This window comes from Atopococcus tabaci DSM 17538 (assembly GCF_000429585.1).
Classification (GTDB): domain Bacteria; phylum Bacillota; class Bacilli; order Lactobacillales; family Carnobacteriaceae_A; genus Atopococcus; species Atopococcus tabaci.
Genome location: NZ_AUCD01000008.1, coordinates 20,047 through 39,021 on the forward strand (window position 1 = coordinate 20,047; position 18,975 = coordinate 39,021).

Sequence of the window (18,975 nt, forward strand, 5' to 3'; positions counted from 1 at the left end):
TCCCTCATTTCTTGAACGCAAAGCAGCGCTGCGGGTTGTCGACAAAAATTTTCCGCACCAATTTGTCGCCGTCGTATCCTTTGGTGTCAGCTTCTTCTTTGAACCGCGGCACCCATTTTTTGATGATGTACTCGAGCCCCAGTCCATAACCGTAATGCTTGTAGTACGATTTCCGTGCGGTGTCGCCGCTCACCAAAATTTGATCTTCAAACCCTTTGTCCACCAACTGCAAAATCGCTTCGATACGGGCGCTTTCGGGTGCATACTTCACTTTTCCGATCCCGTCAAACGACAAGAATGCACCGGTTTCCGCCACTTTTTGGTGCATATACGGGTCCAGGTTGCGGTCCATGTGCCCGATGGAAAGGTATTCGATGTTGACGCCTTCTTCGCGTAAAATTTCAATTTGTTCCAACGCCATCGTTCCAGCTTCTGTATGGGAGTGTACAGGAGCGCCGGTTTCCAAATGTGCCCGCGCTACGGCACGGATCGTTTTTTCTTCCAGCGGCGAAATCGTGTTGTATCCCGTCCCGAATTTCACCTGTCCTCCGCGGTACGCGCTGCCTTCCAGTCCTTCTTCCACTTCGCGGATCACAAATTCTGCCAAGCGGTTGATGGAGGCATTCTCGATCCACTCCCCGTATGTCCGGTAATCTCCTACCAACGATTTCAATGTTGGTTTCAAATCCGCTTTCCACAAGAAACTCTTGTTGAAGCCGGCGGTCCCGATGATATGAATGCCCGTTTCGCGGCTGATTTCCGCCACATCTTCCACCCGCCGGCCGTAATCGACTGCAGTGGCGTCCACAATGGTCTGTCCGCCGTTTTCTTTGAAATCCTCCACGTCTTTTTGCGATTTCACCCGGCTGTCCAGCAGCAAATCGTCTTCCTGCCGCTCCGACCAATACGGCGGCACACAGACGATGTGCTCGTGGGAATACGTGAACCCCATCTCGCTCGGGTCCATGTCTTTGAAAAAAGTGCGTACAAATGCCATCTCGTTTCTCCTTTCAAGAAAGCGTCCCTCTTCTTTAATAGTGAAAAGGGACGTCCGGTTCAGTTTATTAGAAGAACAGTTCTGCCAATAGGCGAATAATCGGGCTCAAGAGGAACATGTCCGAGTCCGCCGCCCACATCGCCGTATCCGGGACGGTGGTGTCCACCAAAAACGACACCATGAAGTATTGTCCCCAGGCAACGAGAGTGGCTGTCGCAAACCCGCCCAGCAGCGCCCCGCGGACTCCGCCGGTTTCGTTTCCGAAAATCCCCCCGACTGCCCCATGGAAGAACAACACGATCATCGTCGGCACGAAGACATATCCGACGGTCGCACCTAAAACGACCAGCCAAATGATGGCTCCAAGAAAGGCTCCCAAAAATCCAAGGATCACAGAGTTCGGTGCATAGGTGTACAATACCGGTGCATCCAATGCTGGACGAGCGCCCGGGACGACTTTCGTGGCGATTCCGCGGAAAGCCGGTACGATTTCACCGACAAACAAGCGCACCCCTTGCAGCACAACCGCAATACCGGCTGCGAAGCGGAACGACTGGATCAAGGAATAGACGACAAAACTTTGATTTCCAGCACTTTCCATCAGAGCCTGTGCTCCCGGTGTGTCGCGCGTCAAGAGGATGACGGCTCCCACCAAGAACAATAGCGCCATGGTTAAAGCGGTGATGACGTTGTTGTCACGCAAAAATTCCAATCCGCTTGGCATCTTGATCTTTTCAGAATCCTGCTCCTTGTTCCCAAACAGTTTCCCCATCAACGCCCCAAGGAGACCGGCACTCGCGGAGGTGTGCCCTAAGGCAATCTTGTCGCCTCCGGTGATGCGCCGCACCATTGGCTGGGTGACTGCCGGCTGCAGTGTCCAGTAAATTCCCAAAATGACTGTCAGCATCAAGACCAGTGGCCAAAATCCGATGTCTCCTCCAGCGGCCTGGACGATGGTTCCGGCAAAAATTGTCGTGGTCCAAAACATCATGTGCCCTGTCAAATAAATGTATTTGAACGGTGTGAAACGGGCCAACAACACGTTCAACAAAAAGCCGAGTGTCATGGCAAGCGTCACGGCACTCCCAAACTGGGCGTTGAAGGCTTCCTGCCCCATATAGGAACCAAGCTCCGTCGCCTCCAGTCCGAACACTTCCGCCCACATCGGTTCGAACACCGTCAACGCGCCGACGATGATTCCGGAACCTGCGTCGATGATCAAAAATCCGATGATGGCTTTGAAGGTTCCGGTGATGACCTGGCTGGCCGGTTTCTTTTGCAGCAGCAAACCGATCAGCACAATCACACCGAGGAGAATCGCAGGTGTGCCGAAAAAGTTATTGGCTATCCATGTGATGATTTCCACTCTATCTCATCCTTTCGTCATTTGATGACTTTGCTGAGGGCGGCTTCCACTTCGTCTTCGTCAAAGTAGTTGTTTACCACGACCACTTCTGCGCCTGTTTCTTCGCCCAATGTGTTGGCCAAATCTTGGCTCAATACGATGATGTCGCTGTTCATGGCACGAGCCGTCGAGACATCCGTGTTTTCAACATCTGCCTGCACACCCATTTTCGTCAGCACATCTTCCACCGTCATTTTCAAAATCAAGCTGGTTCCTTGCCCCACACCGCATACCGTCAAAATTTTCATTTTATTTCCTCCTTTAATTGATGAATCACATCATACGAATCGGCTTCCAACAGTTTGTCAATGTTGCCTTTTTTTCCCAGCAGCTTAGCGATTTTTTGGATCACTTTGACGTGTTCCTCACTTGACGCAGCCGACAACCCGAATACCAGACGGACCGGATCGTTTGCTTCGTGGCCGAATGCCACCCCTTCCGTCAATTGCACAAATGAAATGGCGGACTCCAACGCGCCGGTTTCCGGCCGGGCATGCGGAATGGCCACAGATGGCGCAATCACAAAATACGCTCCATTTTCCCGGTACGAATCCACCATCGCCTGAATGTAGCCTTCTTCTGCATAGCCTTCTTCGACCAACAACCTTCCTGACTGCCGGATGGCGTCTTCTGCGTTTTCCGCCTGCACATTCAGCCGCACAAGCGTTTCATCCAAAAAAGACATGACTCGCCTCCTCTTCTCTTTTTGGTATCGCTTTCTTCACCTTTAAGATACCAAGTTCCCCTCAATGAAAAAAGAGCAAATTCTTTCATTTATTCGCGCAAAAAAATAGACCCCTCTTTACGAAAAGAGAAGTCTCATTCAAATGGAAGCGAGAAGTTCGCGTACGTCTTTGGCTTGCGCAGCCTGTTTCAGTTTCTCGAGAAACGACGGTTTCCCAATAATCTTTCCCCATTCCCGCAAGGCCTGCAAATGATCAGACTGGTTGTCGGAAGCCAGTACCAATACAACAGAAATTTGGTCTCGTTCTTTATCGGAAAACGGGACTGGCTCTTCCAAGAGCAGCAAACTCATCCCTGACCGGCGGACGCCTCTAGCGGCTTCCGCATGCGGCATCGCCACTCCTGGAGCCAAGACCACATAAGGTCCGAATTCCAAAATATTTTCAATCATCGCCCTCGGGTAGTCGTCGGTGATGAACCCTTTTTCCAGCAGCGGTTCAGCCGCTTTCCAAATGGCGCTCGGCCAGTCTGCCGCCTGCTTTTCAAACCGGATATGCGACTCCGGAAGCGAATCCAAGAGACTTTTTCCGCCGGGTTGTTTGTCTGGTGCAGATTTGGCATACAAAAAACGTTCCAAATCGGCTTTCAATGCGCTTCTGTTATGGATGGTCGCATGCCGTTCAATCACATCCAGCAAATCAGCAATCGGCCGGGAAGACACGCTTTGTGTGCTCAATCCCATTTCCATGAGGACGGCTTCTTTTTGCGTTTGGGTCAACAAGGGCTCCACCGTCACCACTTTCCGTCCTTTCGCTTCCAAAGGGATGGTGGTGACGATCAAATCGGCGTCAGGCTGCTTTTCTTCAAATTTCCTCAACGAAAGCGGCGGCAGAAACGCCACCCGCCCCGGCAGCAGTTCTTTCAACTGGTTTTCAATGAAACGCGACGTCCCAATGCCTTTGGAACACACGATTTGAAGCGTCATTTGTTGGACCAAAGGATTTTTCTCCCGGCGCAAATACCCACCGAACAAAATGGCGATCAGTGCCAACTCGTTTTCCGGCACTCGTTTTCCGAGCAGCTCTTCAAACGGCTGCACCGCGAGTTTCGTGAGTTCGTACACTTCCGAATAATCCTTTTGGATGTCTTCATATATGGAAAGGGAGGTATGGAACCCATACATGATACGGAAGAACGCGGGCTTAAGATGGAGAATCAAATCTTTTTTCAGTTGGCCCCGCTGATCGAATGTCACTGAAGCGAACTTTTCAAACCGGTGGATGACTTCTTCCACACAGTGTTCCAGCCGGGCTTCGGTTTCCGTCTCATCCCGCAGCCGGTTTGCCCCGAACAGGAATTGACCGATGAAAACCGCTTCTTCCGGATGAGCGGCCAGCCAATGGTCTTCCAACACTGTTTGGTAAAGAAGTTCTCCTGATTTTTGGAGGAGGCTGCTGTCAGAAGTTCCTGCTTCTACAATGTGTCCTTGTCGGATGCGCACGAGAAACAATAACGCGATCTGCAAAAGAAGCTCCTGCATCTCATCTGTGTAATGAACACCAAACACCTCTTCCACTTTGTTGAGGTTTTCCGACACCGTTTGATGCAGCGTTTCGAACTCCAGCTCTTCCCAGTTTTCTTGAATCAGCAGCAGCTCCTGCGTCAACGTGGTTTCACGATGCTGTTCCAAACAATACAAGACCAGAAACTGCCGGATGTGCTGTTCTTCCCCTTTCAAGTTTTTCCCTTTCTTCGGGTCATGCCCCAGCTCGACAAAATAAGGCGCCATCTCCTGTTTCAATTCTTTCAAGTCTTGCATCACCGTGGCTCGGCTGACATCGTTCAAATACGCAATGTCTTCATTAACGAGCCTCTTGTCGCTCAGCGCTACCCAAAACAACAAACGGATTTTCCGCTCAAGCGGTGTGAACACACGTGTCTCATCCAATTCGCCCAGCTTTTGCTTGATGGCATCTTTTTCTGCTTTTTTCAGAAAAAAGCCTTCTTTATGAATCTGCTGCACCGGGGAAAAGCCTTGAGTCTCCAGCCACTCGTCCAACCGCTTGATGTCATACTGGACCGTCCGCCGGGAAACCTTCATTTCTTGCGCAATAGCTGATGAACCAACTGGCTGACGCATCTCCAATAAGTACTCCAGCAACCATTTCAACCGTTCTTCTGGGTACATGGGCTTCCCCTCCTTATTTTATGAGGCGCTTTGTTTCCCCTCTTCTATTACTGAAGTAAACTCAAATTTGTCGCTCACTCCATTAATAGAGAGGGCCAATTAATGAAGTAGAGGCAAAAAATCACCTCAGTTCATTAGTAGAACCTTCCAATTAATGAACTGAACCAAATATCCAGCGCCACTTCATTAATTGAGTCCAGCTTCCGATCCAGCTTGCTGCTTCCTTACCGACCTCATTCTTCCCCAATTTCCCGCATCACCCGACATGGGTTCCCCACCGCCACCACATTTTTCGGAATATCTTTTGTCACGACGCTGCCTGCTCCGATGATGGAGTTTTCTCCGATGGTCACGCCCGGCATGATTTGAACGCCTGACCCAACCCACACGTTATCCTCGATGCGGACAGGCAGATTGTATTGCAGCCCTTTTCTGCGCAGCTCCGGCTTGATCGGGTGCGTCCCTGCTGAAATGGTCACGTTCGGGCCGATCATCACATAATCTCCTATGTAAATATGCGTATCATCCACCAGTGTGAGGTTGAAATTCGCATACACCTTTTTCCCGAAATGTACATGCTGGCCTCCCCAGTTGGCTCGTAGCGGCGGCTCGATGTAGCAGCCTTCTCCAATTTCCGCAAACATCTCTTGAAGCAGCTCCGCCCTCTTCTTGCCTTCAGATGGACGCGTTGCGTTAAAGTCGTACAACTTCTCCAAGCACACCTGTTGACGGGCCAGCACCTCCGCATCGTTGGGGTCATAAATTTCTCTGCTGTGCAGCTTATCGTATGCATTCATGTGAGCTCTCCTTCAGCCAAATGATAAGGCTTTCTTTTTATTTTAGCGTAGTCATCTCGCAAAGAACAGATAAATTTGCGTGAAAAAAGCCGCCCTCTTTCTATAAGAGGACGGCTCAAAAATTATTATTTCAATCCAATATACGGTGCGGGATTGACTTGTTTGTTGTTCAAGTAAACTTCAAAGTGCAAGTGGACGCCGGTGGATGCGCCGGTTGTGCCCATCGTGCCGATTTGCTGTCCGGCTTTGACTTTCTGGCCTTCCTTGACTTTCAAGCTGCCTGTTTTCATGTGGGCATACAAGGTTTGCAAGCCGTTTCCATGATCTATTTTCACGTACCAGCCCCAGCCTTTGTCGTAGCGGACGCGTGTGACTTTCCCGCTTTGGGCAGACACAATCGGACCGCTGCCGGCGATATCAATTCCGGCATGGAATTTTCTTGTTTTATAAATCGGGTGAATGCGGTAGCCGAAAGGAGAGCTCACTCTGCCTTTTGCTGGTATTTTCAGTTTTGGAATGGCGGTTGTTTTCCCAGCCACTTTTACAATCATTTCTTGAGAAGGAGCTTCAGTAGGAACATCTGCAGTATAGGCCTCCATGCTTGCGGATCCGGCTAACACGGTGAAAGAAGCGGCGGCGACAATCCATTTAACAGAACCTTTAAGTACACGCTGTTTAAATGTTTCTGACACTTTATGTGTGATCGTGCGTACGGTCATGTGGCTGTTCTTCTCCTTTAAGGTCAAATTGGTTTCTCAGAATTTAGAATACTTTATTAGTATACTGATTTTTTTGATTATAACTACACATTTTTTCTTTTTTAACATAACTGTAATCAAAAAACGCTTTTTCGTAACAAATGATGGTTATAAAAGAGGTTCCGCCGATTGGACGGAACCTCTTTGCGTTTACTGTTCTTTTGCAGCTTTTCTTTCTTCTAAAATCTTCAAAGCTTCATTAAATTCTGTCTCGGTGTAGTCATAGCGCATAAGCAATAGGAGTCTCAACAATGACCCCAATGCCGGCAGCAAGGAAATGACGAAGAACAATCCGGTCAGTGTCTCAGGAGATTGCGCCACGTTCGGCTGGTAACCGATCACGGACAAAATGATTCCGGTAGTCGCTCCAGCAAGAGCCACGGACAATTTCCCGGTAAACGTCTGCCCGCTGAATGCGATCGCTTCGAAGCGTTTGCCGGTTTTCACTTCACTGTACTCAATCGTTTCGGCCAGCATGGATGAAATCAATGGGCCAGTTGAGGAATACAGAGTCTGTGTGATCGCCAAGAATGCAATGACCAATCCCACGTTGTCGTAACCAATTGCAAAGAAGGCAATACGGAGTGCGATATCCATCACCAAAATCGTCATCAATAAATTCCGCTTTTTGAATCGTTTCGTCAATGCCGGAATTAAGAAAAATCCGACCGCACTGAACGTTCCGATCAATCCGAATGTACTCATCAATTCCGGTGCACTCAAGTTATACGTAAAGAAGTAAACGATGATGCCTTGAACGATATTCATGAAAATGTTCAAGAAGAAAATCAACAAAATCTTGAATAAGTAATTGTTGGCTTTCAACGAATCGATCAAGTCGCTGACTTTCACTTTCTCGTCACGTTTGGTGTCGACCCGCTCTTTCACGTTTTTGTAGCCGAACAACATCAAGAAGTACGCAACTACCATGATGACACTGACAGTCAACAAGTAGCTGGTGTCGGCCGCAAAGTTGTTGTTGCGGAACATGCCGACCATCAACGGTACGACGAATCCGACAAGTCCTTGTCCGCCGTATACACCTAAGTTGGCTGTCGTCAGCAAGTTCGTGCGGTCTTGTCCGTTTTTGGAAATGACCGCTGCAATGGACCAGAACGGGATGTCAGAAATCGTGTAGACAGTTCCCCACAAAATATAAGTGGCTCCCGCATAAATCACTTTACCGGTTGTGCTGATGTCCGGAGACATAAAGCACAAAATCGTGGAAGCAACAATCAAGATCGGGGTGAATTTCAAATACCCTCTGAACTTCCCAGTTTTTGTCTGGCGCGAGTCCATGATTCCGGCAACCATAGGGTCATTGAATGCGTCCCACAAACGTGCAATCAAAAAGATGATACTGGCTGCCCCGGCTGTGATTCCCAAAATGTCTGTGTAAAAGTACAAGATGAACGTTCCAACCAATCCAAAGCTGAAACATTGTCCGAAGCCGTAACAAAAGTACGCGAGGTATTCTTTAAAGGGTATTTTTTCATATACAACAGCTTCTTGCTGAGTTGCGTGCTCCATTTTTATTCCTCCTGGTTATTTAAAGATGAATCCGTACTGACGTTTTGACTCCAAGATGGACCGAATCACTGCCGGATCGAATTTGTATTCATGACGGTGGTTTAACAAGCCGTTGACTTCTTGCTCCACATCCGTCAGTTGCGTGTAGCAGAAGCCAACGCCGTAAGGGATGTCCATGACGACTTCTGTGAGGGCGGCAATTTTGTCGATCACTTCTTCTTTTGAAGCGATGCGCTCGCCGTAGCCCCAAGCCGCTTCCACTTCTTCTTCCTGGTAAGCCACTCCGCCGTATTCGCTCACCATGAACGGCACGTCCTCGTTCACGTAGCCATCGCAGAACATTTTGCGGCCGCTCGTTTTCGATGGGCTCGTTTCAAAGGCATCGGTTTTGTCCTCGTAACTTTGTGCCATCGTTTCTTCGTTCGAGTTGTAGTCATGGATGGTGCTGATGTCTGTCAGCGTCTGTTCCCATCCGTCGTTTCCGATGACCAACCGCGTGCGGTCCAAGCTTTTTACTTTGTAATACAACGCGTTCACCAAATGCTGCTCTTCTTCGTTATGGGAAATCTCGTTGACGCCCCAGGATTCGTTCATGACAACATAGGCGATAACACTCGGGTGGTTGATGTGTTTTTGGACAAATCCTGGAATCTCTTCAAAAACGTTTTCAACCGCTTCGTTGCTGAACTCGAAGAAACTTGGCATCTCTGCCCACATCACCAATCCCAATGCATCACACATATACAGCAGTTTGTGGTTTTCAATCTTTTGGTGCATCCGGATGCCGTTGAAGCCCATCTCTTTGACCTTCAACAAATCATCCAACATTTCTTCTGTTGTTCCGGTCATGCCGCCATCATGGTAATAGCCTTGGTTCAAAATCAACTTTTGATAAAACTCTTGGTCGTTCAAGTAGACTTTGTTGTTGCGCGCTTCGATGTCCCGCATGCCGAAGTACCCGGTGATGTCATCCGTCACTTCCCCAGCATATTCCACACGGTATGTGACGTCATACAATTCAGGGCTGTCCGGATGCCAGAAGAACAGACGGAAGTTCGCTAAGTCGCTGCTCACATCCACTGAAAACTTCGCGCGGCGGTTTTTGAACATCGTGCTTGCTTTCGTGATTGTTTGTCCTTGGTAACTGACTTCGACGATCAAGCTTGCCGGAACGTCACGGTTGATCATGGCGTCAATCTCCAGCTCTGCTTCGTGGATGTTCGGTTTGATTTGATGATTTGTCAAATACACTTCGCCGGTTTCTTCCAGCCACACGTTTTGCCAAATGCCGATGGTGCGCGTGTACCAGCACAAGAAGTTCGACTGCTTCCAGCTTTGCTTTCCAAGTGGCTGAGCCGGTTCGTTGTAGTCTTCCACCCGCACTTGCAGTTCGTTGACCGCTTTCAATTCATCCGTCACATCAATCTCAAATGGCACGTGCCCTCCTTGATGGGACGCGACATGGACACCGTTCAGCCAAATGTCACTGCGGTAATCCACCGCTTCAAAATTCAATACGTACCGTTTGCCCGCTTTCTTTTCCGCTTCAAATTTTAAGCGGTACCAAACGACCGGATAATATGTGCTTTCTTCGATGCCTGATTTCTCGAAAGTGTAACTATAGGGCACCACGATTTCTTGATCAAACCGTTCACTCGGCAGCGGCTCATGTCTGTTCGCGCTTTCATCTTTATCAAAATAAAAATCCCATTTTCCATTCAAATCTTTCCAATTTTTACGTATTTTCTGAGGATTCGGAAACGACAATTTCTCATAATCCAACATAGTTTGTTTTCCCCCTTATGACTGATTAGCTATTTCGTACTTCAGTTAATCAATTAGCTAATTACAATAATAAGAAAGAATGATTCCGCTGTCAACAGTTTGTTGTTCAAATGGTATACTATATTTAAACACGTTGAGGAGGATGATAATGAAAGAAGTGAACCGTACGTATCTAAAGGTTGATTCAAGCCACAGTCCGTTCTTCAGCGCCTTAGCTTCGGAGACACGATTGAAAATCATCGAACTGATCCAAAATAAAAGTTTATCCATTCAAGACATCAGCAGCGAGCTGGGATTGTCTTCTGCCGTGATTACGAAACATGTGAATATCCTTGAAAAAGCGGACATCATCCGCTCGTATTCTGAAAAAGGCATTCGCGGCCGTTTGAAAATGTGCCAGTTGAATGCTTACGAAGTGATGTTGATTTTCAACAACAACTACGAAGCGCCAAATGAACGGATGGTGGAAAAATCCATCCCCATCGGATCGTACCATGATTTTCATGTATCTGAACCGTGCGGCATGGCCTCCAAGCAATCATTGATCGGGCACATCGACAACCCAGATGTGTTTTATTATCCTGAAAGAGAGAAAATCCAGCTCATCTGGTTCACCTCCGGACACATTGCCTACTTTATCCCGACCTATGACATCGCGTTGGATGACTTGGCTTCCTTGGAGATTTCTTTTGAAATTTGTGCCGAGTATCCCGGATACAACAACCGGTTCAAATCGGACATCGCGTTTTCTCTCAACGGCATCGATTTGGTGACGTGGACCGCTCCCGGGGATTACGGCGGCAGAAAAGGAAATTACACTCCCTCTTGGTGGGAACTCGGAACCGAATACGGTGAATTGATTACGCTAAAAGTATCCGATGAAGGAACTTTTTTGAACGGCTTGAAAGTGAGCGGCTGCACCCTTGAAGAAGTGTTGGCGGTCCAAAAAAATGCGCTGGACTTCCAAATTACCGCCCCTGCCGACACCCCCAATTCAGGCGGGCTCAACTTGTTTGGCGAACACTTCGGAGATTATGCGCAGCACATTAAGGTGAAGTATTTTTATTGAAGAATCAAAATGGTTCTTCTTTATTTGGCATTGGTGAGTCAAAGCAACTCACCAATGCCTTTTTGTGGTTGCGCGGCTTTGCAGTGGAAATCAAACTCACGACTCCCAACCAGAGCTAAGTTTCACTTAGAGAGCACCTATTTCAAACTCACGCTTCCCAAACAAACTCCAGTTTCATTTAGACCCCGTCTATTTCAAACTCACGCCGCAAACTGAGAGCCGAGCTTGAAATACAGGGCTCTTATATTAAAGTGAGGGAATAAAAAGACCTTCCAGTTTAAATTGAAGCACAATAAAAATGAGACTAGGACAAAAGTCCCAGTCTCATCCTTTTTTTATTCCGCTAATTCAGCTGTTTCCACTTTCAAATCGTACTCATATGCGTTGTAATACCCGTCTCCTGTCACTTCAGGATTTTCCACTTTGAATACCGCGTTGAAAGTCAATGTGCTTTCTTCATCTTCTTTGCCTGAGCTATAGCTGTAATTTGTTTCGGAGTCCATTTCATACACCGCTTTATACGTGTAAATGTCCGTTTGTTCGAGGCTCACCAAAGTAGGTTCATAGTTCACGTAACTGACCTCTTCATCGTCGCGAAGTTTCTTCCCGATGTTCGTGAAAGTTTGGTACAAGGCGTTTTCTGTTCCGCCCACCAACAATTCTTCCAATGACTCGAACGTATCGCTGTCATCATAAGATGTCAATTGTTCAGCATAGTAATACATGCTGGACAGGAGTTGTTCCGCTTCGTATTCATCAATGATCAGCAAATCAATGCTGTAGACATCGTCGTAATCACCCAAATCCACTGGTCCCGATTCCAAAACTCCGCCGGGGTATTCTTTTTTGAGGGTAATGACGCTGTCTTCCTGCCAGGATACCGGTCCAAAAGAAGCTTCTCCTTCTGTCAGCTGGCCGATTTCCTTGTCGTTCAAATAAACCATTGCATCTTCCACATTGGAGACCACATCGAAATCGACGCCTGTCAAAGACAAATCCACATAATTTTCGTAGTATCCGTCGACAAACTCCACTTGCTGTTCATTGGTTAATTCGGATACGCCGCTTCCGGAACGGGAAGCGAATGTGTATTTCCCGGGCGCAATCGGTCCGACAGTTGTGGAATAGTCATCCGAATCAGCTTGCGCCACTTCTTCTCCATTCATCGCCAAAGCCGCGCCTTCCATATTAGTGGACAAATCCACGTAGACAGAATTCATGACGAGGTCATAGTTATCGAAAAGAAAGAATTTTTTCCCATTTTGGTTCAAGTACACATCGTAACTGGCATCCGTCGCTGAATATTCGTCTGCCATTTGGCTTTGCAGACTCTGCACATAACTTTTGTTTTCTTTAATATAGTCTGCATAGGGTTGGACAGACTCTTCTGTGATGTCAAAGTTCAAATCCGTTGACGTGGCAACACCCGCTATCTTCTTGGCTTCTCCTGTGTTCAAAACTTCCACATAGCGCTGCGCTTGATTTTCAAAGCTATAGTAGTTCTCAGCGAATGCGTACCCTCCAATCAAAACGACCGCAGCAGCACCTGCCGCAGCAACCGTGATTTTTTGTTTCTTCGTCAGCGGCTTCCGGTCTTCTTTACGTCGGGGTACTGCTTTTGGAACCTCTGTTGGAATCGACGCAGCGGACTGAGCGCCCATTTCTTTCCCGCAGTTTTCACAAAACTTCGCGTCCGCTTCGTTTTGGTGTTGACAATGTTCACATTGTTTCATTTTTTTTCGCCTCGTTTCATAAACTCATGGGTCATTCCCGGTCTGGTAATCCTTGGAAATCTTTCCAGTCTGTTCCTTGTTCGTACCGTACGGTGAATTCCCCGTTTTCATCTTCTGCATACAAAATATCTTCGCTGATCCGATAGAATCGGTCGACTTTATCAGGAGAGACCGTGGATTCTGTGTAATGGACGGTATACACATGATCGGAAAACGCCACGTCTGCTATGTCGCTGTAAGCCGGCCCTGAACTCCAATTGGTCCGGGCACCATGCCCTACTGTGACACCGGTTGTTATTTCGTCATTATGAAAGTGATATCCCAAGTCCCAGTGCTTGACGTAGTCATATGAGGGAGTGCTCTCAAACGAACCCGTCAACAGTTGCTCAACCGCTTCTTCCTCCGACACATCTGTTTCGGGATGAGAGCGTTCTCCTTGGATCACTTGTTTTTCTTCCAGCAGCTGTTCTTCTGACAACTCGCCTAAACTGTACGGGTAATTTTCCAGATGGATGGTGATACTGTCTTCTTCAATCGGATAAGTGGTATACCGGACGGCGTCTTCATTCAAATCCTTGTACATTTGACGTAAATAATCGGTTTGATCGGCCGCATGTTCCGCAAAAGCAGGGTACAGATAAGTGTCGCTTCCGTCGATCGAAGTGGAAGCCAGTTCATCTTCCGAGACTCGCTGCAATACCACGCCTGATGCATGAATCGCTAAGCGGTCGCGGTCATCCTCTTGGAACAACGTATACCGGTTCTCCCTTTTTTCTCTTTCGACGTAATCCCTTACTCCTCATTCCAAGTATTCGCTGATTTCCATGGCATCCAAATTCTCTTCCCATGTGGTCAACGTGTTGCCTTCAATGGAAAAGTCATGTGTGTGTGCATACCAAGCTTCTCCTGGAATTTCCACGTAGAGTGTGAAGTCATCTCCAATATAAAATCCATAGTTGCCCATTGGATATTCCGTGATGCTGTAGGTATCAAACGGCATCCAGTACCCTATGAATTCCTCATATGCCACGTCTTCCACCACTTCTTCTTGAACCGGCTGAATCTCTTCGCTTTCAGGAACTGGTTTTTCAGCTGTTTCGACTGTTTCTCCAGACGGTTTCACTGGCTGATTATCCGAAAACACAAAAACCGCCGCAGTCCCAAGTCCAGCCACCGCAACCAATGCGATGCCGCCCAACAGCCATTTGTTTTTTAAGAGAGAACTTTTCGGTTTCTTTTTCGGCTGCAGCTTTTGGCCGCAGACAGGACAAAAGGCGGTCGCCTGGTTCAACACGCTGTTGCAATTTCTGCACGTTATTTTCCCCATTATCCCACGCTACCCAACAATAAGGAGGTCAAAACAGTCAATGCAAAATAAGAAAGGATGATTTGGTAATACCCATCCAGTTTTCTCGTGCCTCTTTCTCGGTTTGCGAACAAATACATCGTGATGATATTGAGCTGATTCAACATTGCCACAATCATCACTATTCCTTTTCCAGCTTCACTGACCAAGCCAAATACAGCAGCCAAAATCAACAAGGCGGACTGTACTGCCATCATTCCCCCATACTCTGTCACCACATTTTTGATAGAGACAGGTGCACGGAAAACCAGTTTATTCACAACAAACAACAATCCGACGATAACTGCTTGAAGCAGCATGTTTTGGATCCAAGTAGGCAAGAAAGGCAGAGGCGCATGGATAATCCCTTGACTCAACGAATAAGCCGATACCTCTTTCAGGACGGTTGCTTGGATTAACGTGAAAACAGCCAAGCTGATGATGCCGTTAATCCAATCCATTTGGCTGAATACCGATGTCGGATGGATCACTGCCTGCTTGAAGAATTCTAAGAAGTTGAAGAAAGATTCTTCCGCGGCACTTGGTTTTGCCTGTGCGGATGCTTGTTGGCGGTCCGCTGTTTTATGTGTCTGTTCTACAGCAGTCACTTCGACTGAAGATGCTACAATTTCAACATTCGTTTCAGCTCCACATTCTTTGCAAAATTTTGCGCTTTCTTTAAGCTGCGAGCCGCAATCTGTACAATAATTCATTTTTTTGCCTCCTTACCAGCCATACTGGGAAATGTTGTCCAATGCTGTCAACAATGGTTCAATTTGGATGTACAGCACAAGTGCAATCACAAAGAACAATGCGATATTGCTCAGCAAAAGCACGTAGAGCGTGTCCATTTTGTTTTTGATGGAACGCGAGTACAAGAAATAGTTGAACCCCATCAATGAAAGCAGAATGACAAACCCCAATGTGAAGCCAGCAAAATACAGAGTGCCTTCAGATGCAAAGAAATAAGTGAGAACGCCCATCACGGCAAGAAGCACCATGTTGGGAGTGAACAATCCGCCATACTGCACCAATGTCTCCGCAAAGGACTGGGTGCTGCGGGAGAGGACTTTCAATCCTGCAAATGCCGCTCCGGCAAAAATGGCGTAATACGTCAACGAAACCATCAACAATCTCGGCAAGGCGATGCTTCTCACTTCAGACATCACACTGCTTCCGAATCCGGAAAACAAGCCCATTGCCATTTCATTGAACGCCATATTGACGACGCCCGCGATAAGGCCATACAAAGAAAGCATGGTAACAAGCGTCAAGACACTAAAATGAATCCACCCCACGTTCGAAGCCGATTTCTCCAATGACCGAGAAGGCGCTGCTGCCGTTTCTTTTAAATAATCAAGGTAGCCGCTTTTTTCAATAGTCCCTTTTGTTTTGGACAAAGTCTGGGTCAATTTAGCTTTCACTTGTTCGGCATTGAGTTCCACTGTGTCAGACTTTGGAACGGTCTCCCCTTTCCGTGTCCCGCACTGGGCACAAAACAACGCATTTTCCTGCAGTTCATTTCCGCATTGTGTACAATAATTCATGATTTCCTCCTGACTTTTGGTTAAAACTCTAATGGGCAGTACCAGCCGGACAGCTCTTGATCTTTCTTATGTAAAAAGCGTAATGCTAAGCCGTTCATGCGCCGGTCCGTCTTTTCCTGTCCCTCCTTTCTTTCCTTCTCTCTTCTGTGCAATCATGGAATCGCATAAAAGAGAACCGTCTTCTTTTCCTATACCCACAAAGAAAAAGAGTAAAAATTAATTAGACTATGCAATTATACATTTTCAACGGAAAGAAAAGTCTTAGTGAAAAGATAATTTTCTCCCTTAAAAAACAACAATTTTATTAATGCGATTTTCCACCACAACGTTAACCGGTCAAGATATTTTCCAGTTAATTTAAGCAAAACTGAAGTTTTTATAAGAAATCCTTTTCATTTGTTTTTGTCAAATGACAGCCACAAATTGTAAAATACTTAACCAAAATTGTTTTTTTACAAAGAATTATTAATTCATTATTTATACATCTCATTTGACCTTATGAGCAAGCAAATAAAACAAGAGGTTCCGCCGTCTGGCCGGAACCTCCTTTCCCTTTACCTTTACCCTTTCACAATCACCGCTTCAAATCCTGCGCCGGTCAATTTTTTTGCCAATGCTTCGGCTTGTTCTTTCTTTGAAAAAGCGCCGTTTTGGACGCGGTACAACGATGTGGCTGCCGCCTTTTCACTAGGAGCTTTATACCGGATACCCAGTTCTTTGCACACCACTTCGACAACGGATTCGGCTGCTGCATAAAATATCGCATCTGTCCGATACCGCGCATGGTCTTCTTTATGATCCAAAAAGCCGTATTCGATGATGACGGTCTTTGTCGTCCCGGTCAGGCGGTGCATGAAATACCAGTCTGTTCCGCTCGCATTTTTCTTGCTGAAGACGCGCCTCAATGGAAGCCCTGATGCATTGGAGACGGCCTTGGCCAGTTGGCTCGCGAACGTTTTGTCCGCGAAAATCGAATGGATCGTCTCCACTCCCCGCGCCTTCCCGTTGAAGGCGTTCCAATGGTTGCTGATGCAATAGTCATATTGGCCACGAAACACCTTTGTTCGCGCGGCCGAATCCAGCGTCGTATCTTTGGAACGTGTCAATGCCACTGCAGCACCCAATTCTTTCAAGCGTTCGTATTGGTACAAACTGATTTTCAGTGTCCAGTCTTTTTCTTTCACGCCGAATGCCGTTGCACCTGGATCTGACCCTCCGTGCCCTGCATCAATGATGATGGATTTACCCATGCTCATTCCCCTCTCCATTTTCCCATTCCAACAAGAAACCCTGCAATTTTTCAGCGATTCGTTTGCGCCGTTTGTAAATCGTCTTCCGACTGACACCGCGTGTGCGAGCCATTTCGGTTGGCGTTTTCCCTCTCACTACCGCGTCCAAAACATACAGCTGTTCTTCTTCGTTCAGCCGGTGAAGCACCTCCAGCATCCATTCTTTTTCAATCAAATCGGTCTCCCATACCGCGTCCGTATCAGGAAAGAGTGTATCGAACGCTTCCGGCAGCTGGGCTTCCCGGTCTGTCTGCTTCTTTTTTCGGCGCAAATTATCCAGCAGACGCCAGCGGACTTTTTGGTATGCGTATCCTCCAAAAGGCGCCCAGTCCTCTTCTGTCTCTAATCGTTCCGGGAATGTTTCATACGCATCGACCAATGCCACTAACCCTTCTTGCACATGATCATCGTAATCAGGATGCGACCGCCAAATCCCCAGGCGTTTGACCGCTCCATAAACGACAACGCTGTACTGCTTGAAAAAATCGTCTTCCATTTCTGAAGCCAATTTGCGTTTTGTCTTCATCGTTTGTGATCCTTTGCGTTTGGTACAAGGCCTTGTTCGCTTATAATCATAGGCCAGGAGTACCTCATTCAGCAAAGTGCCGAACAGTTCATGCTTTTATCCGAATACAGCGTGTCCAACGAATATGGATCCTTTTCTTCCTTGTTTGAGTGTTTTAGTCTTCTTTTCTCACAAACTTTTTAATATGAATCTACAAACTGTATATCTATTCGCTAACTTACTACTAAATATTTTTTTAACGGAGGCTGATTTATTGAAAAACCAAAATTTTTGATATTTATGTAGATTTCATTAGTGAAAGCGTATACAATATAAATGAAGTGATACAACGGAGAGGAGTTTGTCCATGAATCATCCGCTCGATGAACAAGAGAAAATAAGATATTTTCGACGTTCTCAAGACATTCTTTTCAAAAGATCAGTGGGACACACTGATTACGCAGAACGATGGTCGAAAGAAAAACAGCGTCCTTCAACGGCCCGGCCCTTTCACCTCATTCCAAGCAAGTTGACAGGGCAGTCGTTGCAAGACTTAGTAGACATGAGTTTCGAGCAACAAGAGCTTTTTCCGGATGAAGAAACATACTATGTGATGGATCTCAGTCAGAATGACGACACACCATACAATTCGCTGATGTTCCAGCTGAATGAATCCCCAATGAAGTCCATGGAAACAACAACAACAGTCATGGATCGGTACTTCGCTTCCTTAGGCTCTCCTTATGATTTGAGCTTAAGTTTAGGCGCGATGCTGGGGTTCAAACAGTGCACGCCACATGTGATTGGAGAACAAATCTTCTTGCCGGACAGCGGGACTTCCAAAAAGCCAGCCAGTTGGTATACGTTGCATCATGTGTCCAAAAAGGTCTTCTGCACGAAAGAAAAAGAAGTTCGGCTGTACGCCAATAAATACCCTCTTTTGACATTAGAAATCACTAAAGCGAGTTTTCTCAAACAGCTGGATCGAGCGGCTAACATGTATTATATCCAGTGGGCATGGGCCGAAAAACAAAAACAAGATTTCGGATTTATCTCTGGGCCGAAATCCCACGAAAACATTGTACATAAATACTTGAGAGACAATCCTTATCCATTGCCGTCTTTTACGTATATTGATTACTTGCATTTCTTCATCAGCTACTATACTTTACAGGTGTTGATCAAAATTCTAGGAGAAGGCAATCCCTACTTGGAAGAAATCCGTAACCACATCAAATTACCTCCGTACTTGGCGTAAATTGAAAGTTTGTCTATAAAAAAACAACCAGTCTTGTCCTCTATATAAAGAGGACAAGGCTGGTTGTTTTACTTTGCTGACTTTA

At 46.8% G+C, this 18,975-nt stretch carries 18 protein-coding genes; 2 read left to right on the plus strand and 16 right to left on the minus strand.

Translation table 11 applies throughout. The features are described 5' to 3' along the window. Positions 1–4 precede the first annotated feature (4 nt). From G470_RS0102315 to G470_RS0102355, 9 genes are all read right to left on the minus strand, one after another. Positions 5–997, minus strand: coding sequence for a phosphotriesterase family protein (locus G470_RS0102315; RefSeq protein ID WP_028273425.1), 993 nt, complete (start codon positions 995–997; stop codon positions 5–7). A gap of 67 nt (positions 998–1,064) precedes the next feature. Further along, complete coding sequence (locus G470_RS0102320) at positions 1,065–2,363, minus strand: PTS ascorbate transporter subunit IIC (protein ID WP_028273426.1); 1,299 nt, start codon at positions 2,361–2,363, stop codon at positions 1,065–1,067. A 17-nt stretch (positions 2,364–2,380) separates the two neighbouring features. Continuing rightward, positions 2,381–2,650 carry a PTS sugar transporter subunit IIB gene (locus G470_RS0102325; protein WP_028273427.1) on the minus strand — a complete coding sequence of 90 codons (270 nt, stop codon included), beginning with the start codon at positions 2,648–2,650 and terminating at the stop codon, positions 2,381–2,383. Continuing rightward, entirely contained in the window at positions 2,647–3,087 is a 441-nt protein-coding gene (locus tag G470_RS0102330) for a PTS sugar transporter subunit IIA (RefSeq protein WP_028273428.1), read from the minus strand. The genes G470_RS0102325 and G470_RS0102330 overlap by 4 nt, the downstream gene beginning before the upstream one ends. Positions 3,088–3,225: 138 nt before the next feature. Next, on the minus strand, positions 3,226–5,274 hold the full coding sequence (locus G470_RS0102335) for a BglG family transcription antiterminator (RefSeq protein WP_028273429.1): 2,049 nt from the start codon (positions 5,272–5,274) through the stop codon (positions 3,226–3,228). A gap of 233 nt (positions 5,275–5,507) precedes the next feature. Continuing rightward, positions 5,508–6,071, minus strand: coding sequence for a sugar O-acetyltransferase (locus G470_RS0102340; protein ID WP_028273430.1), 564 nt, complete (start codon positions 6,069–6,071; stop codon positions 5,508–5,510). A gap of 125 nt (positions 6,072–6,196) precedes the next feature. Next, positions 6,197–6,790, minus strand: coding sequence for a M23 family metallopeptidase (locus G470_RS13730; protein ID WP_051258372.1), 594 nt, complete (start codon positions 6,788–6,790; stop codon positions 6,197–6,199). 189 nt (positions 6,791–6,979) lie between these two features. Next, complete coding sequence (locus tag G470_RS12425) at positions 6,980–8,359, minus strand: MFS transporter (protein ID WP_051258373.1); 1,380 nt, start codon at positions 8,357–8,359, stop codon at positions 6,980–6,982. A gap of 15 nt (positions 8,360–8,374) precedes the next feature. Further along, entirely contained in the window at positions 8,375–10,144 is a 1,770-nt protein-coding gene (locus tag G470_RS0102355) for a glycoside hydrolase family 2 protein (RefSeq protein ID WP_035444887.1), read from the minus strand. 148 nt (positions 10,145–10,292) lie between these two features. Here G470_RS0102355 and G470_RS0102360 point away from each other — a divergent pair, with 148 nt between their 5' ends. Beyond that, entirely contained in the window at positions 10,293–11,213 is a 921-nt protein-coding gene (locus G470_RS0102360; protein ID WP_035444889.1) for an ArsR/SmtB family transcription factor, read from the plus strand. Between the two features lie 335 nt (positions 11,214–11,548). On the opposite strand, the gene G470_RS0102365 is transcribed toward G470_RS0102360, so the two are convergent. The 7 genes from G470_RS0102365 to G470_RS0102395 all read right to left on the minus strand — a co-directional run bounded on the left by G470_RS0102365 (position 11,549) and on the right by G470_RS0102395 (position 17,653). Beyond that, a complete protein-coding gene (locus G470_RS0102365; protein ID WP_028273433.1) occupies positions 11,549–12,946 on the minus strand; it encodes a zinc ribbon domain-containing protein in 1,398 nt (465 codons plus the stop codon). 31 nt (positions 12,947–12,977) lie between these two features. Next, a complete protein-coding gene (locus G470_RS0102370) occupies positions 12,978–13,697 on the minus strand; it encodes a hypothetical protein (protein ID WP_028273434.1) in 720 nt (239 codons plus the stop codon). A gap of 48 nt (positions 13,698–13,745) precedes the next feature. After that, complete coding sequence (locus G470_RS0102375) at positions 13,746–14,273, minus strand: hypothetical protein (RefSeq protein ID WP_156907907.1); 528 nt, start codon at positions 14,271–14,273, stop codon at positions 13,746–13,748. After that, positions 14,273–15,004 carry a zinc ribbon domain-containing protein gene (locus tag G470_RS0102380; RefSeq protein WP_028273436.1) on the minus strand — a complete coding sequence of 244 codons (732 nt, stop codon included), beginning with the start codon at positions 15,002–15,004 and terminating at the stop codon, positions 14,273–14,275. Before G470_RS0102380 ends, G470_RS0102375 begins: the two co-directional genes overlap by 1 nt. 12 nt (positions 15,005–15,016) lie before the next feature. Then, positions 15,017–15,838, minus strand: coding sequence for a zinc ribbon domain-containing protein (locus tag G470_RS0102385; RefSeq protein ID WP_028273437.1), 822 nt, complete (start codon positions 15,836–15,838; stop codon positions 15,017–15,019). A 560-nt stretch (positions 15,839–16,398) separates the two neighbouring features. Continuing rightward, complete coding sequence (locus tag G470_RS12430; protein WP_051258374.1) at positions 16,399–17,088, minus strand: N-acetylmuramoyl-L-alanine amidase; 690 nt, start codon at positions 17,086–17,088, stop codon at positions 16,399–16,401. After that, positions 17,081–17,653 carry a sigma-70 family RNA polymerase sigma factor gene (locus tag G470_RS0102395; RefSeq protein WP_028273438.1) on the minus strand — a complete coding sequence of 191 codons (573 nt, stop codon included), beginning with the start codon at positions 17,651–17,653 and terminating at the stop codon, positions 17,081–17,083. The genes G470_RS12430 and G470_RS0102395 overlap by 8 nt, the downstream gene beginning before the upstream one ends. Before the next feature lie 346 nt (positions 17,654–17,999). On the opposite strand from G470_RS0102395, the gene G470_RS0102400 reads away from it, so the two are divergent. Beyond that, the gene (locus G470_RS0102400; RefSeq protein WP_028273439.1) at positions 18,000–18,890 is read left to right on the plus strand and encodes a competence protein ComK; all 891 of its coding nucleotides are present in this window, start codon (positions 18,000–18,002) and stop codon (positions 18,888–18,890) included. Positions 18,891–18,975 lie beyond the last annotated feature (85 nt).

Bases quoted from the DNA above. Each gene is read 5' to 3' on its own strand.
- G470_RS0102315 (WP_028273425.1), bottom strand. From the start codon at position 997: ATGGCATTTGTACGCACTTTTTTCAAAGACATGGACCCGAGCGAGATG.
- G470_RS0102325 (WP_028273427.1), bottom strand. From the start codon at position 2,650: ATGAAAATTTTGACGGTATGCGGTGTGGGGCAAGGAACCAGCTTGATT.
- G470_RS0102330 (WP_028273428.1), bottom strand. From the start codon at position 3,087: ATGTCTTTTTTGGATGAAACGCTTGTGCGGCTGAATGTGCAGGCGGAA.
- G470_RS0102335 (WP_028273429.1), bottom strand. From the start codon at position 5,274: ATGTACCCAGAAGAACGGTTGAAATGGTTGCTGGAGTACTTATTGGAG.
- G470_RS0102340 (WP_028273430.1), bottom strand. From the start codon at position 6,071: ATGAATGCATACGATAAGCTGCACAGCAGAGAAATTTATGACCCCAAC.
- G470_RS13730 (WP_051258372.1), bottom strand. From the start codon at position 6,790: ATGACCGTACGCACGATCACACATAAAGTGTCAGAAACATTTAAACAG.
- G470_RS12425 (WP_051258373.1), bottom strand. From the start codon at position 8,359: ATGGAGCACGCAACTCAGCAAGAAGCTGTTGTATATGAAAAAATACCC.
- G470_RS0102355 (WP_035444887.1), bottom strand. From the start codon at position 10,144: ATGTTGGATTATGAGAAATTGTCGTTTCCGAATCCTCAGAAAATACGT.
- G470_RS0102360 (WP_035444889.1), top strand. From the start codon at position 10,293: ATGAAAGAAGTGAACCGTACGTATCTAAAGGTTGATTCAAGCCACAGT.
- G470_RS0102365 (WP_028273433.1), bottom strand. From the start codon at position 12,946: ATGAAACAATGTGAACATTGTCAACACCAAAACGAAGCGGACGCGAAG.
- G470_RS0102375 (WP_156907907.1), bottom strand. From the start codon at position 14,273: ATGGGGAAAATAACGTGCAGAAATTGCAACAGCGTGTTGAACCAGGCG.
- G470_RS0102380 (WP_028273436.1), bottom strand. From the start codon at position 15,004: ATGAATTATTGTACAGATTGCGGCTCGCAGCTTAAAGAAAGCGCAAAA.
- G470_RS0102385 (WP_028273437.1), bottom strand. From the start codon at position 15,838: ATGAATTATTGTACACAATGCGGAAATGAACTGCAGGAAAATGCGTTG.
- G470_RS12430 (WP_051258374.1), bottom strand. From the start codon at position 17,088: ATGGGTAAATCCATCATCATTGATGCAGGGCACGGAGGGTCAGATCCA.
- G470_RS0102395 (WP_028273438.1), bottom strand. From the start codon at position 17,653: ATGAAGACAAAACGCAAATTGGCTTCAGAAATGGAAGACGATTTTTTC.
- G470_RS0102400 (WP_028273439.1), top strand. From the start codon at position 18,000: ATGAATCATCCGCTCGATGAACAAGAGAAAATAAGATATTTTCGACGT.